Annotated in this window: 15 protein-coding genes and 2 pseudogenes; 10 read left to right on the top strand and 7 right to left on the bottom strand. The window is 37.2% G+C overall.

Annotated elements, in window-relative coordinates; all coding sequences use genetic code 11:
* Positions 1-77: 77 nt before the first annotated feature.
* Both PR709_RS12960 and PR709_RS12955 read right to left on the bottom strand, forming a co-directional pair.
* Positions 78-320, bottom strand: coding sequence for a hypothetical protein (locus PR709_RS12960; protein WP_004920016.1), 243 nt, complete (start codon positions 318-320; stop codon positions 78-80).
* 1,266 nt (positions 321-1,586) lie between these two features.
* Positions 1,587-2,129, bottom strand: coding sequence for a dihydrofolate reductase family protein (locus PR709_RS12955; RefSeq protein WP_004920011.1), 543 nt, complete (start codon positions 2,127-2,129; stop codon positions 1,587-1,589).
* Positions 2,130-2,469: 340 nt separating this feature from the next.
* Here PR709_RS12955 and PR709_RS12950 point away from each other — a divergent pair, with 340 nt between their 5' ends.
* The 4 genes from PR709_RS12950 (at position 2,470) to PR709_RS12935 (ending at position 5,537) form a co-directional block, all read left to right on the top strand.
* The gene (locus PR709_RS12950) at positions 2,470-2,919 is read left to right on the top strand and encodes an NUDIX hydrolase (RefSeq protein ID WP_042116606.1); all 450 of its coding nucleotides are present in this window, start codon (positions 2,470-2,472) and stop codon (positions 2,917-2,919) included.
* 222 nt (positions 2,920-3,141) lie between these two features.
* A complete protein-coding gene (locus tag PR709_RS12945) occupies positions 3,142-3,567 on the top strand; it encodes a hypothetical protein (protein ID WP_187367811.1) in 426 nt (141 codons plus the stop codon).
* Positions 3,568-3,901: 334 nt separating this feature from the next.
* Positions 3,902-4,441 (top strand): hypothetical protein, encoded by a 540-nt coding sequence (locus tag PR709_RS12940; protein ID WP_004920003.1) that lies wholly within the window; start codon positions 3,902-3,904, stop codon positions 4,439-4,441.
* Positions 4,442-5,168: 727 nt separating this feature from the next.
* Positions 5,169-5,537, top strand: a complete 369-nt coding sequence (locus PR709_RS12935; RefSeq protein WP_004919998.1) for a hypothetical protein — start codon at positions 5,169-5,171, stop codon at positions 5,535-5,537.
* 194 nt (positions 5,538-5,731) lie between these two features.
* On the opposite strand, the gene PR709_RS12930 is transcribed toward PR709_RS12935, so the two are convergent.
* Positions 5,732-6,841 (bottom strand): ROK family transcriptional regulator, encoded by a 1,110-nt coding sequence (locus PR709_RS12930; RefSeq protein WP_004919995.1) that lies wholly within the window; start codon positions 6,839-6,841, stop codon positions 5,732-5,734.
* Between the two features lie 22 nt (positions 6,842-6,863).
* Positions 6,864-7,694 (bottom strand): glycerophosphodiester phosphodiesterase, encoded by an 831-nt coding sequence (locus tag PR709_RS12925; protein ID WP_004919992.1) that lies wholly within the window; start codon positions 7,692-7,694, stop codon positions 6,864-6,866.
* A gap of 222 nt (positions 7,695-7,916) precedes the next feature.
* Here PR709_RS12925 and PR709_RS12920 point away from each other — a divergent pair, with 222 nt between their 5' ends.
* The 5 genes and pseudogenes from PR709_RS12920 to PR709_RS12900 all read left to right on the top strand — a co-directional run.
* The gene (locus PR709_RS12920; RefSeq protein WP_004919987.1) at positions 7,917-8,999 is read left to right on the top strand and encodes an ABC transporter ATP-binding protein; all 1,083 of its coding nucleotides are present in this window, start codon (positions 7,917-7,919) and stop codon (positions 8,997-8,999) included.
* A complete protein-coding gene (locus PR709_RS12915) occupies positions 8,996-9,859 on the top strand; it encodes an ABC transporter permease (RefSeq protein WP_004919984.1) in 864 nt (287 codons plus the stop codon). Before PR709_RS12920 ends, PR709_RS12915 begins: the two co-directional genes overlap by 4 nt.
* Positions 9,856-10,698: an ABC transporter permease gene (locus tag PR709_RS12910; RefSeq protein ID WP_004919981.1), complete on the top strand. Its 843-nt coding sequence runs from the start codon at positions 9,856-9,858 to the stop codon at positions 10,696-10,698. Before PR709_RS12915 ends, PR709_RS12910 begins: the two co-directional genes overlap by 4 nt.
* A gap of 23 nt (positions 10,699-10,721) precedes the next feature.
* Complete coding sequence (locus tag PR709_RS12905) at positions 10,722-11,810, top strand: extracellular solute-binding protein (RefSeq protein ID WP_004919977.1); 1,089 nt, start codon at positions 10,722-10,724, stop codon at positions 11,808-11,810.
* 1 nt (position 11,811) lies between these two features.
* A pseudogene (locus PR709_RS12900) lies at positions 11,812-12,849 on the top strand (fimbria/pilus outer membrane usher protein); the annotation flags it as partial.
* Here the strand turns inward: PR709_RS12900 and PR709_RS12895 are convergent.
* A pseudogene (locus tag PR709_RS12895) lies at positions 12,838-12,990 on the bottom strand (helix-turn-helix domain-containing protein); the annotation flags it as partial. The pseudogenes PR709_RS12900 and PR709_RS12895 sit on opposite strands and share 12 nt — an antisense overlap.
* A 360-nt stretch (positions 12,991-13,350) precedes the next feature.
* Here PR709_RS12895 and PR709_RS12890 point away from each other — a divergent pair.
* Positions 13,351-13,611, top strand: a complete 261-nt coding sequence (locus PR709_RS12890) for a GrpB family protein (RefSeq protein WP_004919971.1) — start codon at positions 13,351-13,353, stop codon at positions 13,609-13,611.
* 2 nt (positions 13,612-13,613) lie between these two features.
* Here the strand turns inward: PR709_RS12890 and PR709_RS12885 are convergent, their stop codons facing one another.
* On the bottom strand, positions 13,614-14,669 hold the full coding sequence (locus PR709_RS12885) for a hypothetical protein (RefSeq protein ID WP_042116602.1): 1,056 nt from the start codon (positions 14,667-14,669) through the stop codon (positions 13,614-13,616).
* 439 nt (positions 14,670-15,108) lie between these two features.
* The gene (locus PR709_RS12880; protein ID WP_223854778.1) at positions 15,109-16,170 is read right to left on the bottom strand and encodes a hypothetical protein; all 1,062 of its coding nucleotides are present in this window, start codon (positions 16,168-16,170) and stop codon (positions 15,109-15,111) included.
* Positions 16,171-16,178 lie beyond the last annotated feature (8 nt).

Genomic DNA, 16,178 nt, shown 5'->3' with positions numbered 1-16,178 from the left:
TTTTTGTCCGTTATTTAGCCACATCTCATTCTTTTTTAAATAAAGCAAGTTGGATAGTTGCTTTATTTCACTTAGGTTTAAAACGTGATACTGATAGAGTTAACAGTGCTACCAGAAGCATCAATATTATAGGACCAACTAATTTTACTCGTTGATATTGAAGAGCCTGTTACTTTTGGCACTGAAACACTTACTGATGGCACTGTAGTAGCCGAAACAGTAGGTTGAGTTATAGGTTGAACATTACTAATAGATGGTTTGCAGATATTAAAAGTACCACCAGAAACTAACTTAACTTCTTTTAGTGTTAATACTTTCATAAAATCCTCTCATATTATTTGTAAAGTTAAAATGAAATATGAATCTTTAATACTTTAAAAACTCATTTTCTGCTTAGTTAAATTTTAATGCACAATTTAACCGCGTTAATAATTAAATAAGTGAATCATTGCTGGAATAAGAAAAATCTTAATAGGTATAAACACTTATCCTATCAATCGATTGTTTTTTATATATTTTCATTCATTAAATTTAGTATACATATGAAAGATATAATTATTTTTATAATAAATAATCTTTCGATATTTATTATATTACTCGAATATTCATTTTCATATTAATGATTAAATAAATGATTGATTGTTTATATATAGTTATATTATATCAAAATCAGCATATAGCTAGAAAATAAACGGATACATTAAGTGAATAATTACGATATGTAATTTTTGATATTTCGGATGGGGTTGTAGTTTACTGCGCTTCAAAAAAACTGTCTTTCGCATAGGTGTGTATTATGGAAAGCTATTATTTTTCTTGATGTTATTATTCTATCAAGAAAGTAGGGGGGTAATGACTCGCGTTGTAAAAAAGAATATTACTTAATGTGTTGCCTTTCCTATAATTCCAATTTAAAAATGTCACTTTCAATATAAAAATTTTTTTTATATATTAAATTGGAATAAAACAGTAACAAAGGATAGTTTGTACGACTAGTAATATTAAATAAAAAATGAAGCTACCCCTTGTTTCTTCGATTAGTTTTACAACTCGCTATTTTTAATACAGTGCTTGAAATTGCTTTTGTGATCATGCTGCCATTGCTCTAGTTCTTATGGTTCAGTTTATTTAGCGTGATTATCATGTGCTAAAGCGCTGTTGTTTCCGAGAAATAGAAAAGCCTCTGATGAGAGGCTTATTTTCGCCTCAAAAATTAGAAACTCTCGAATTTTCAAGTGAAAGGTATAGCATTCAAAATTAATGATATGCACTTAAAATTAAGCGGGCACTCGCAGTTAAAAATAGCTATTTCCCGCTTTTCTGTCAGAGCTGAGTCTATGACTTTTGGCTCTTTTAAGGCATCAAGGGTAAATCTTGCGTCAAAAAGCACTGAGATATAACTCTCTAATGTTCTATGATATTTAATCACATCCTCAACAAACCAAGAAGTGGCGCATAACAGACATACAGACAAATTCACTGTTTTCATTTTTCATAAATGATGAGGACTTTGCCGTACACATCGAGTATTCGACAGAAAAATAAAGATAGTTCTAATTCGAATATGTAAAGCGACATTGACAAAATTATTTTCTCTGGCGGTGCCAAGTATTCTTAACCATATAGTCAAAATAACGTTCTGATTTAACATGAATAAACTGTAGCGGTTTTTTCATATTACCAAATAAAGGTATTCCATCACCTAACAGAATTGGGACAATAGTGATTATCATTTCATCAATTAAATCTTCTGCCAAACACTGTTTCGCAACAGAACCTCCGTCAATATAAAGCGTTTTAAACCCAGCGCAGTGTATTGAGCTTATTACATCTTTAATCTCGCCACGCACTAAATGAACAGCTTTCCCTATGAGTTTTACTGGTATTTCTCTGATTGAGTTCGACAAGACAAACACTGGTTTATCATATGGCCACTCTCCATCAAAACCACATACAGTTTCAAAAGTCGTTCGACCCATAACAACAGCATCAATTCTTTGCATAAAATCCGAAAAGCCCATATCGTTTTGACCTGGGTTAGGGATAGAGAATAACCAATCTAATTGGTTATTTGCATCTGCTATATAACCATCTAGGCTCGTTGCAATATAAATGATGTTACGATGCATATAGTAGCTTCCTGAAAAATAAAATAGTTAAATCAGTGAAAGTTTTTCTATTTGTCAGTATCTCATTTTTTAGCATTACATCAATGCGAATGGATCCATAATGTCACAATAGAGCACTTAAAGAACCACATAGAAGATGTATTATTGAAATCTCAGGCTTGTTTAGTAGTATTATGACTAATGTCGCTTTTCTTATGTCAAGCCCACTCGTTAATAAAGCTAAAATGATAGTTATTTTTTATAAACAAACCATTCCGTTATCTCGATTGATTTCGCTTTACATTCATAACTATTTGTTTAAGCTGTGATATCTTATTAACTCACTATGGTCATATCAGCTATGCGTGTTCGGTGTTCATCTCGATTATTGATTATTAATTCGTCTAGACAAGTATTACTATTTCGCTTTGTTCATACGAACGATGCTTTAGCTGGCAGATCATACTGGGCAACGCCAGGTGGTGGTGTTGAGCATGGTGAATCTTTTGAACAAGCGGCTATCAGAGAGCTGAAAGAAGAAACCGGCATTATCAGGGATAATATTGGAAAATGTGTTGCACAAAGAACTTTTGAAATGACACTTCCCAGTGGCGAAACGGTGCTAGCAAAAGAGCGCTTTTTTATCGTCTTTTCCAATGAAGAAGAGATCCACACTAATGGATGGTCTAATAACGAAAAATCTGTTATTAGTCGCTACTATTGGTGGGAGTTAGATGAACTAACCCGGAGCAACGAAATAATATATCCTAATGATATTACAACGTTAATCTCTAATAATTTTGATAAATGATAGCCAATATTTAATTTGTTCGCCCCTGTATGGCTTTCAGCATACCATCACCATACAGTGGTAGATTAGAGAGCGTGAAAGCTGTCATCTGTAGAACAATGTAATTTATTCATCTTTATCATAACAAAAAAGTAAAGCTCTTCGCTTTGTAAACATTTAATTCTGCATTTCTTAACATGGTTAAACTACGAGATAATTAAGAAGGAAAATAAGGAGATAATGATGCAGAAGTTGATCATCCAAGTAGGGGTGTTAGTGTCGTTAGCCGTAATAAGTAATGGGTATGCCTCAAATCTTGAATTAAGCCCTGAATCAAAAAATTTCTATGAATCCTGCCTAAATATGAGTGAAGATTTGGTCTTTAACGGAAGTTATCAATATCTCTGCGAGTTTAAAGGCCAAAAAATTGCACTGATTTATACAACGTACAAAGCTAATCTATATCGTCAAGAGCGACTTAAAAACCAGTTACCTAAAAATAATGTTGAGTATCAGACTGAAAATGTCGAGGTAATTTACAAGTGGTTACCACCTAATAAACTCAGATTAACGATAACTTATGATAACGGTATTGAGCAGTACATATATTATTTTATCGAAAACAAAGACAGCACAATTGTTTTCCATGAAATAAATACAGGCTACTAGTACTAAAGTAGCCGCAAGTAAATCTTCAACAAGGCAGGTGGTGTCGAACTGCAGTCAAGCTAGTCTGGACATACAGATGAAGAACGTACACTTCACATGTAGACAAAATTTGGTCTAAAAAATCGATTAACAAACAGTGTGTGAATATTGTGTATATTTTTTGATTTAATTTCGTTACTTTTACCTCACATTTTTCTGCCCATAATAATTTGACTTATGAAGAAAAAGAGCTTAACTTGTGAACCCATTCCATTAAGCATCATCCCTTTTTTATTGCATCTAATTTAAGATAAATTGAACAACAAAGTCATAAGGATATCGGATAGGTCTTAGTATGCATATTATTATAGCAGCAATTTCAGCATTAGCTGCGCTTGTATGGGCGCTACATTCATTACAAAACTCAGGTGTAGACCTTAATTCCTTTAATCCATTTACTTGGGCCCGACGGAGAAAGTGGCAAAAACAATATGGGGTAAAACCAATCTATAATTTGTCGACGGCAACGGAAGCCGCTGCAGTCATTATTGTTGGTGCATTGAAGCAGGAAGGTGAAATATCCCGTGAACAAAAACAAACGGTTATTAACCTGTTTATAGAGAATTTTAATCTAGAAACTCAAGATGCGGTGGATTTGTTTTCTTCATCATCACACCTTGTACATAATGAAATAAACTTTGATCAAAGTATCCCTCATATACTGAAATTAAGTATTACTCAGTTTACGCCCGCAATGGTTGAGACATTCCTATCATTATTGGAGAAAGTCATCATGTTAGAGGGTGAGCCGACAAAAGGGCAAATAAATATAATTGAAAATGTGCGGAACGAATTTAAAAGAATGAAGAAAAAGAGTTTAGGCTGGAAAAACTAGTTCTTTCATTTAAAGAAGGGCGCTGAGCATTGAGTAACATGAGAAGTTTATAGTTATGCTGAATGGCATTACACCCTGTCAGTAAACATGAAAGAACAAGTAAAATGCTACAGTGCCTTCCTACTTTGCATCCCCCCGATAATGCAGGAAAGAGTACCGATGAGAAGACCTTATCGGTATTCAGACAAATTTATTTTGTGACGAATAATAAATAATCAAAACATTAGGGAAAGCAAAACATGTATTCATGAGGCTATCTAAACGGTTTCATTTGTTGAAGGATAAATAAACAGAATTATTTACAAGCGCTTATTTTGTGATATTTATTGAAATAGGAATATTGACTGCAACTTCATACTCTAAGCGATTGACGGTAGTTGCTTTAGGTTGCAATAACTTAGAATGATATTTTCACAGGAGTAAAGTTACCATAAACCGTCCATAAAATTTTTGGGCTTCCCGTTTATACTCCCTTATCATGAAAAACCACACATTGAATACATAGCGAATTTTAGTTCCATTGAGCAATTAAACCTATATCGTTATGGAATGTTCATTATTAAATGGTTTAATTGGCTTTATTTCTTTCAAATTAAGATTGCTTTTAAAAAAGTAATCATCAATTAATAGCTAATATTCAACGAATAATTTTTTTTGACCTTTTAATTTGTAAAATAAGAAAAATACACAATAATAAGTAACCACCAAAAATATTTTTATAGATAGTTTGATCACAAAGGTAGTTGATTCGCCTCGCTATGGCAGCTTAATACAAATATATTCAGCTCAATATTCTCCTATTTCAGACACACCACATTGCTTACAAATAAGTGGTTTTTACAACGATGCAAGTTGGGGAACTGATTGCGACCCAGAAAATAAAGCCACATTATTTAAACAGGATATGAAAGGTCATTTACAAGCAATGTACTACGTTGATAATCCGCTATCACCAAATCAACCAAATGAATATTTGTATTTATTTAACCACTCAATTTACTATGATTTGTTTTATGGGAAAATACGTACAACTCAACAATTAGATGAAAATAATTGGAACAAATGGCTAATCGAACTTGCACCAAGTAATAATTAATTTGTGCTTAAGCTGCTACTGGTAGTTACTGGTTATTTATACTGGTACCTGCCAGATTATTCTGTCGTGCGTCAGTGATTCAAAAGGCACTGTGGCAATCAGCGATTTGTCGCTAAACTGATACCCCGTATAAAGTCTATAAAACCTTGCCTATATAGATTAGATGCTCGTTTTTACACATTGAGGCACTTCAATCATTGGTTAATTATTTGATATAAAGATAGCATGGCAGCACCAAGCGAGGCACTCTCTGAACCTATTGATGAATGAACTACTTTAACCATAGGTCTTTCCGGATCAAGACGATACTGCAACCAATCCGTGATATCCTCTGCAAAGCGAGAAGTTATCTCTTTCGGCATTGCTCCGCCAATTATGATAAGTTGTGGGTCTAACCATTGAAGGCATCCTAAAACAGTGTCTTCAAGTTGTTTTAATGACCGTTGATACCAAGTCTCTATAACTATATCTTTTTTCTTTATAAGACCAAGCAATTCCTTTTCATCGTAACCCGCAGCACTGAGAGTGCCGAGCAAATCTTTATAAGATGGCCGATGGGTTCCAGTAGGAAAGGCCATACCAACTTCGCCAGCATTTCTAAAGCCGCCCGTCAGTAATTTATGATCTGCAATAATCCCTGCACCTATACCATATCCTAGTTCTAATACGGTTAAGTCTCGGTATTGATTCCACTGACCTGAGTACAATTCTCCAATAGCAGCAGCATTAGCGTTATTCTCAACCCAAGTCGGCCAAGGGAGGTTAGCCTGAAATTCAGCTTGCAGATCGGCATCGCGCCAGCTTTTTAGCCAAGTAACGCATTGTCTTTTTTTTCCATCTGATTTCACGAAGCCGGGTACAGCATATCCTACGCCAAGGATCCTGGCATGTTGAAGCTTCAATTTTTTTAGCGTGCTATTAACCATTTTCTTAATTTGGTCAAGAGTGGCTATGAGAGGTTGGTTTTCTAGATGTACTTCTGATGTGCTGAAAATTTTTTTTCCACAAAAATCAACAAGCGCAAGATCAATAAAACCAGAACTAAAGGAGACGCCAATTGAGCAAGCTCCTCCGGGATTTAGTTTTAGAGGAAGAGAAGGCTGGCCTCTTTGTCCAATATTCTTCTCACCTTCAACAATTAACCCAGAAAAAATGAGCTCACGACATTGTTGTGTTATCGCGCCAGGTGTTAAGTTGGATAATTTAGCTAACTCGGCCCGGGAAATCGGTCCGTACCTGCGAATTAATTCCAGTAGTAACCGTTGAGTTGGCTTTAGGTCCAATACTTCTGGTTTATCTGTCATTGACAACTTCCGATACTATAAATTAATTCCATTGTAGCCCTGCATCCTCAATTAAAGATTGTAAATACGGAATATCATCATGACTGAGAATGTCAATAAGGCCTTCTTGAAGCCATTCAATGATTTCAGCACGACAGTCACAGCCAAATTTAAGTAGATATTGCTCTAAAGGGGCGATGCCGTTTTTATTTTCATGCAAGTACAGCCGTACACCCAACCCCGCCGCCTTATATGCTCTCAAATCGTCGATATGTGTATACTCATATTCCACACAAACACAACTTGCATTTGAGGCAGAAACGGCAGCTAATTGGTCATTGTATCGCTCAATAGTGACAACCTGCAATGCTAATTGCGGTATCTTTTCTTTTACTTTGTTGATTAATACGTGATTAAATCCAAGTAATTGAATGTGTGATATCGCATTCGGAACTGAACTTAAGACGTCGACTAGATGTTCAATAAATTCATCAACTCTACGCCGCTGCTTAACTTCAACAATCAATCCAACCTGATTGGCCACAGCCCATTTTATAACATCTTTCAGTAGCGGTATTTTTGTGCCTTCAAACTTATTATTAAATTTTACGCCGAAATCATACCGAGACAGTTGTGTGTACGTCATCTCCTCAACAAAACCCGTTCCTGTTGAGACTCTATCTATACGATGGTCATGAGTAACCACGATTTGATTATCTACGGTTAAGTGAATATCTATCTCAATGCAATGTGTACCAGCTTCCAATGCACCAATGAATGCAGGCATGGTGTTTTCAGGGTATTTGCTGGCATACCCTCGGTGACTGTTTGCTAAAACAACACCTTCTTTTGCTCTATGAAATTCAAAATCCATGATAAAACCCTCAATTTATTTTCGATTAAGTTTATCATTTAAATTTAATATGTAAAATAACATTTAAGTTTTTAACTTTATGTGCGCCATATATACAGTTGATTTAAATAGGATTAAAATTAAATTTCTACTTTTGTTTTATTTTGATGAGCTAAATCACATTAATATAACATTTAATATGTAAATTTAATAAGAAATTATTTCGATTAAGGAAGGCCGATAATGTCTACCCTGATATTAAAAGGTGTTACAAAGCAATTTGGCGATTTTTATGCCGCCCGCGATATCAGTCTTACCGCTGAAGAGGGGGAATTTGTCACTTTGCTCGGGCCGAGTGGTTGTGGAAAAACCACTTTATTAAAAATGATAAGTGGCTTTCACCAACCAGATAGTGGAGAGATCATTTTAAATGGCAAGCCTATAACAAACCTTCCACCAGAAAAAAGAAACACGGCCATGTGTTTTCAATCTTATGCTTTGTTTCCGCATCTCAACGTTTCACACAATATCTGTTTTGGCTTGAAGCAAAAAAAAGTCTCCATTAGCAACCAACAAGAAAGATTAGAAGAATCCCTAAAACAAGTCGGTTTAGTAGAGCAGCGTTTGAAGATGCCATCACAACTATCAGGAGGACAGCAACAGCGTGTAGCTTTGGCTAGAGCGATGATCACTAGGCCGGATTTGGTTTTGTTTGACGAACCACTATCTAACTTAGATGCGAAATTACGCGAAAGTGTGAGGTTTGAAATTAAAGAGCTACAACGCCTCTACCAACTAACTTCGATTTATGTCACGCACGATCAGGCTGAGGCCTTGTCTATATCAGATAAAATCGTTGTGCTAAATGGAGGGAGTATTGCGCAAGTGGGCTCGCCAGAGGACGTTTATTACCACCCAAACAGCCGCTTTGTTGCGGATTTTATTGGTGCAGCGAATATTGATGAGGCACATGTTGAACCCGCTGAGCAGCCAGAATACTACCGTATCGCCTGTAAGCTTGGTAACTTCTATGTTAAATCCGCAAATCCTCCCTCAGCAAAACATTGCTATATTTGTTGGCGTCCTGAGGATGTGAAATTTGTTCAAGCCCCATCTTCTATCCAAAATAGATTTTCTTTGGTCATAGAAAAAATGGCATTCATGGGCAATCTCACTGAAGCGTGGGGTTCCAACGATAATAAATCACTCTCAGTTCGTTTGCAGCTTGTGAAGAAACCGCCTATTACCATCGGAGAGCGTGCCGAATTTTACTTGCCTGAGGATGCAATTCACTTTTTAGAGCCGGTTACGGAGGGGAAGAGATGAATTGGAAAAATGAGGTAAAGGCATGGCTATTAATGAGCACAGGGCTTGGAACGATCCTTCTTCTGATGGGATCAACTTTTTATGTCGTTATTACCCAAAGCTTCGGTTTATTTAACATGACGGGGGAAAGTGAATTTTCACTGGCGTTTTGGGCAAACATCATAGGTGACTCCGTCTTACTTAGTGCGTTGTATTACACCGTAAAAGTTTCGGTGCTTGGTGCGTTTGGTGCAGTTCTGCTTTCATATCCTATCGCACTCTGGCTAAGACAACCCATGTACGGAAAAGAGGTTGTGATCGGAGTGCTTCGAGCCCCCATGTTCATTCCAGGTTTAGTGGCTGCATTTTTGTTTGTAAATATCATCGCCTATCATGGAGTGATAAACAGTTTGCTGCAACTATTGGGAATAACAGACTCCCCATTGCGTATGCAAAATGATGATTTTGGATGGGGGGTTATCATTCTTCAAATATGGAAAAACCTTCCTTTTGCATTGATTTTAGTTGGCGGTGCTGTCAATTCGATTAGAGATGAGATACTTGATGCGGCAAGTAATTTCGGTGCTAATAGATGGCGGAGATTCGTAGATGTCGTCTTCCCTCTAACACTCCCCGCGGTACAAGTTTCTCTAATACTTATCTTTATTGGTGCGGTAGGGGATTTTGCATTCTTCTCTGTGGCCGGTCCCCGTAACACTTACTCCCTTGCGCGCCTGATGCAAGCTACCGCAATGGAATACGGTGAATGGAATAACTCAGCCGTTATTGCCGTCATAATAATGTTAATTTCCGCGATTGGAACGCTGCTCATTGCGACTGTGTTAACCCCGTTGGCTACCAAGAAGGGGGAGGTTAAATGAACACCATAAAGACCAATAATGGACGGAAAGTTGTAAAAATTTCATTGATTTTTTTCATCTTCATTAATGTTGTTTGGTTAGGTTTGCCTTTTACTATGGCAATCTTGTGGTCCTTGGTTGACCCACAACACCCATGGAGTTATCCAGACCTTTTTCCTCAAAAATTATCTTTAGCGCGGTGGAAAATTGTTTGGGAACAAACACCGCTAGCAACCGCGCTTTTCAATAGTTATACCATCGCTCCTGCTGTTGCTATTTTGAGCTTATTGCTTGCGACACCTACAGCCTATGCTTTCGGAAGAATGACATTTAAAGGCAAAGCAGTTGCGGAAATGCTAACGCTCATTCCACTGGTTATGCCGGGCATGATTATCGGTATCTTCTTCAGTTCAATGTTAATAAGTTTAAATATCAGCAATACTTTTATGAGCATTGTAATTGGCCATACCGTTCTTACGCTCCCTTACTCAATTCGCATAATGTCAGCGGGGTTCAAGTCGATACCACAAGACATAATCGACGCGTCGCGTGACATGGGAGCTAGTTTTTGGGGGACGTTCTGCAATGCTTTTTTACCCATGCTAAAGCCAAGTTTACTGGCTTCATTAATATTTTGTCTGGTTCGAAGTTTAGAAGAGTTTAGTATTTCATTTGTACTAGGTTCGCCAGATTTTATCACTGTTCCCACGATACTGTATTCATTCTTAGGGTATTCCTTTGTACGTCCAGATGCCGCTGTTGTTTCAATGATCTTGGTGATACCCAACGTTATATTGATGATAATTATTGAGCGCCTGTTAAAAGGCAATTATTTGTCTCAATCCACAGGAAAAGCATAACATTCACTAGAGGTAGTCAAATTATGAAAAAAATATCATTGGCGCTCTTACTGGGAGTCACAGTTATATCAACCTCTTACGCTCAAGATGTAGATAAAAATTCCTTTCCTAACTGGGATGAGGTGATAAAGCAAGCAAAACAAGAAGGAGAGGTTACATTTAACATTTGGTACTTGCAGCCGCAGTGGCGTAATTTTGTAAAGGGATTCGAAGATGAATATGGAATAAAAGTACAAATCTCAGAAGGAACCATTGATGGAAATATGAATAAACTTTTAGCCGAATCAAAAAAACAGAGTGGTAAAATTGATGTAATGGCCTTATCCATTGCTCAACTGCCTATTACTTTAAAAGCTAATGCAATCAGTAAAGTTGACTGGCTCCCAGGCTATGAGAATGGAGTTCATACAATACAAAACATCGATACACAGGGGTATGCCGTCGCTTTTTGGGGAAATCAAACTGGATTCGCCTATGATCCCAAACAATTTGGCGATCAAGCTCTTCCTCAAACGCTCGATGACCTTCAGGCGTTTATCGATGCAAATCCCAATCGTTTTGGATATAACGATCCCAATAACGGAGGCGCTGGTGAAGCCTTCATTCAGCGTATTGTCACACTCAAAAGCGGTGAGTTTGATAGCAGTGCAACGAAGATTGATCCAAAGGTGATTAAAGGTTGGTCTTCTGGCTGGGCGTGGTTTACTAAAAACAAATCTAGTATTACGCAAACCGCATCTGGCGCCGATAGTCTCACACGTTTAAATGATGGAGAGTTGATGTTGGTTCCAGCTTGGGAAGATCATATGCTAGGCTTGCAACACAATGGAGCAATAACTTCAAGATTAAAATTTTATGTCCCCAAATTTGGTATGCCAGGGGGAGGGAATGTTGTAACCATCGCTGCAAATAGTCAACACCCAAATGCCTCCGCTGTTTTTATTAACTGGTTGATTCAACCTAAAACTCAGCAAGCGCTGAAAGAGACCTTTGGCACTTCCCCCATGACTAAAATGGCTACTGCTAATCAGGTGTCAGACGTGAAATTCTATGGGAAAGACTATAGTATGCTCTTCCGCAAGGAGTTCGTGCGAAATGTGACAATGAAGTAAAGTTATTTATGAGACCTACGTGGCTCCCGGTGCATTTTATATTAATGACATACAACAAGCAGGATTGTCGGGTGACTATGATGTGACTATCACCGAAGCGGATGGTAGCGAACGTCAATTTGTAGTGCCTTATTCCTCATTGCCAGTGATGCTACGGCCAGGGGGCTGGAAATATGAACTCGCCTCCGGCCGTTATGATGGGAATTTGACTACAGACTCTCGCCGTTCAGATTTTGTATTAGGCACCGCGGTATACGGTTTACACAATAATGTCACTTTGTACGGTGGAACGTTATTGGCGAAAGATTATCAATCCTTGAGTTTGGGAAGTGGATTCTCTTTAGGGAACTTCGGGGCGCTGTCAACGGATGTGACCCATTCATCAGCCAAATTTAGTGGTGCAGCGCAGCAAGGCAGTGATCGTCAAACTGGTCAATCTTACCGTATTCGTTATTCAAAAAGTTTGATGTCGACGGGCACATCGGTCGATCTTACCGCATTGCGTTACTCAACCGAGCATTTTTACAGCTTTAGTGAATTTAATAGTCAAGGTTATCGTGAAGCAGGGGGTGTTTATAGTGGTACAAACTCAGCTGAAATAGTGACCAAATACAATCAGCAACATTATATACGTTGGATGATGAATAGCGGAGATAACCTCATTGCACTCGAGTCTTTATCTATGAAGTCAGAACTGGAAGGTGAAGACCTTGTTGATGCAATGGCGAGAGCATTAAAAGGTTTCCATTCAGAGAGTATGGACCCAGCCAAGCAATTTGTTCTTGCTTGGGGGAATATGGTTGGAATTCCTTTAAATATTATAATGGAAAATAAACCATTAGATGCGAAAACAGCAGCAGAAATTGTAACGAGTGGAATTCCAACAAGTGAAACAAAACTCGTTCAATACCTTATCGCTAAGATATATATTTCTTATATGAAAAATGGGATTCGGACTATTAAAATACAAGAATCGCTTGATTTAGAAAGAATTAAAAGGTTAGCTTATGACCCACATAAAAAAAGGATAGCGAACTAATAGCCGTCGGCATTGGCGAGCGGATATGCCTAATCGTTGTGCCGCCATTTTGGTTGGCAGGCGCTGATCAATCACATCCTGGATTACTTTTAGTCGTTTAACATCTTCCAAGGTAAAAAACTCCGCTCTATAAGCCGTCATGCGAACCCCTTAATGGTGAGCCTACGTGACGGACATCTTAACTTATCCCAGAGCGGACATTACAACTTTGCTATTACAATTTAGGTTCGCATAATGTGTATTATGTTAAATAGAGTGTGGGGAGCTAATAACTTTATAAATAGCCTCATTATCACTATCATTACCTCCTGATTTACTATGCGAAATAGCTACTGGTAGTTTAACCAGTGCTCCTAGTATTAGTGTATGCTTATATATATTTTTACTACCCTACCACGTAAATACGTTTGCCGGGTAATATTGTTATTGGTGGTGGCGGAATTCATTGCGTAACCATGCAACAACCCGATTTCACAGCATTTATTACGAATAAACAAAGATATGACACAATTTAATACAAAAAGAGCCTCATTAGATACGTTATCTCCCGAAGATATCTGTGCTGTAATGAAATTTGAAGATGGTGACCCGAATGAAAACCCATGGGTTTTAGGAAAACCACCTACACTTAAAATTGAGATCCGTGACTATGATCCTATTTGGGCAACACTTTTTATACAAGAAAAAGCACGTATCCAAGCCGCACTAGGCGAAGCAGCACTGCATATTGACCATATTGGCTCAACTGCGGTTCCAAAATAAGCTTAACGCATAATAACCGAAAGTTCTACGGAACCACGTGCTAAACCGGTTATCCCTGCCCCCTTTGAATATAACTCATATTCAAGAGTTTTCGTTATATTGACATTGTTTTCATTTGCGTTAATACGACCAAGCTCGACTATAGTCTGGTCTAAACGTATTGGTAATTTAGCCCCATTGTGGTGCACAAATAATTTTACATACGCAGCAGCTTGATTACTTGCGTTATTTAAATTGACATCAAAAGCATTACCAGAATAGAACTCTGGTTTAACGTTAGCTGAAATTCCGATATATGCGTCAACTTGATCCTTAAATTGGCTACAATTTATCGTCATAGGGCGTTGAACGGAAGCTAATAAAGTACCGTTGGCTGCACTAGAATCGTTAATACCAAAATTAATTTTATTCGGAGTCTGCAAGCTGCATGTTAGTCCAGAAACAGTGATATTTATCGCTTCTGTTTTGGATACTAGCATCTTCCAATTCCCTTCATAAAGGGTACGCCAGTCTTTAACAGAGGTACCTATATCGTGTTTTAAGTGATATGTGCCACCTTTTTGATTCCCAGTGCCATATATTAGCAAACGACCCGTTGTATATACATTATGTTGTATACTAATTTCAGGCGTTGTTTGATAAGGTTCAAAAATACAGTTTCTAGAATGTGGAAATTGATTCGTACCAGAACCCCAACCATTGAAATGCCCTGTTACAGTATCGATCTCTCGGTAAGGCCAGTCAATTCTTGTTCGTCTATCCGTAAAAGTAAACTCAGGCACTAGCATTAGGTCATTACTGATTGGCATTCCATATATACCATCAATTTCCATCAGACTATTCAGATGACATTGGTTGTATGAGCCATTGTAATAGTTGGTTAATGAAACATACGGAACTATTTCACCGATATTATCAGTTGTATTAACTCTTGAATGTGATGAAGAGTAATTACCAAATACTCCAACTAAACCACGACCATTAAATACCTTAACGTCCGCAGCTAATGTTGGCAGAGTTATACTTGTCAAAATGATTGCTAATAAAATCTTTTTCATCATATTACCCTAATGTCATAGAAACCGCTATGATCAACTCCTAAGATTATTATCATATCTTTACGCCCTCAATAATCTCTATGTATACTTTTAAAATAAATTGAATCCCATTTTCCAAGTAATCAATTATATAAGATTGATTACTACTGTATTGATATACGTTTAACCACAATGCTACATTATCTTTCAAACGATAATCCGTATGGTTAAATTATGAAAAACTATCGTCGTCTTTTTGTAGATTATCTCAATGCGGCAAAGTCAATATATGCATCTAAGTTACATATATTGACATAAATGGTTTAGCGGATAATTAATACCATCAAGGATTTTATCTCGATATTCAACACACTTTTCTTTAGGATTAATCACAGTATTAAATTTACCGTCATAATTATTGATGAACTATAATTAATTTTAAAATTAACTTACGATAAGCTTAACGCATAATAACCGAAAGTTCTACGGAACCACGTGCTAAACCGGTTATCCCAGCCCCCTTTGAATATAACTCATATTCAAGAGTTTTCGTTATATTGACATTGTTTTCATTTGCTTTAATACGACCAAGCTCGACCATAGTCTGGTCTAAACGTATCGGTAATTTAGCCCCATTGTGGTGAACAAATAATTTTACATACGCAGCAGCTCGATTACTTGAATTAATTAAATTAACGTCGTAATTATTCCCTGAATAGTACTCGGGTTTAACGTTAGCAGATATTCCAATATATGCATCAACTTGATCCTTAAATTGACTACAACTTATGGCTATCGGACGTTGAACAGATGCTAATAGAGTACCTGCTGCTGCATTCGAATCTTGAATACCAAAATTAATTTTATTCGGGGTCTGCAAGCTGCATGTTAGCCCAGAAACAGTGACATTGATGGGATCCGCTTTATCTACTAATTTTACCCATGACCCTTCATTAAGATTACGCCAGTCTTTGATCGAGGTGCCTATATTATCTTTTAAATAATACGTACCACTTTTTTGATTCCCAGTACCATATACTAGCAAGCGACCTGTTAGGAAAACCTCATGTTCGATAATAGTTTCTGGCGTTGTTTGATAAGGTTCAAAAATACAATTCCGGTACCATGGAAATTGATTTGTACCTGAACCCCAGCCATTGAAATGCCCTGTTACTATATCGAATGGGGCAGGCCGAGGATAAATTAATCCCTTTCTTCGCTCATCTGTAAAAGTAAACTCAGGCACTAGCATTAGATCATTACTAATTGGTATTCCGTAAATACCATCAATTTGCATTAGAGCGGCTTGATAGCAAAGGTTATATGAACCATTGAAAGAATTGGTTAATGTAACATAGAAATAAGAATCTCCAACGTTACCGTATGTTACCATTTTGTTTTTTGCAGTGTAATTCCCAAACACTCCAACTAAGCCACGCCCATTGAACACCTTAACGTTTGCGGCTAATGATGACATTGTTATACTTGTCAAAATGATTGCGAATAAAATTTTTTTCATCATATTACTCA

Origin of the sequence: Providencia sp. PROV267 (assembly GCF_028477825.1) — a bacterium.
Taxonomy (GTDB): Bacteria; Pseudomonadota; Gammaproteobacteria; order Enterobacterales; family Enterobacteriaceae; genus Providencia; species Providencia stuartii.
This window is presented reverse-complemented; position numbering and strand designations above follow the sequence as displayed.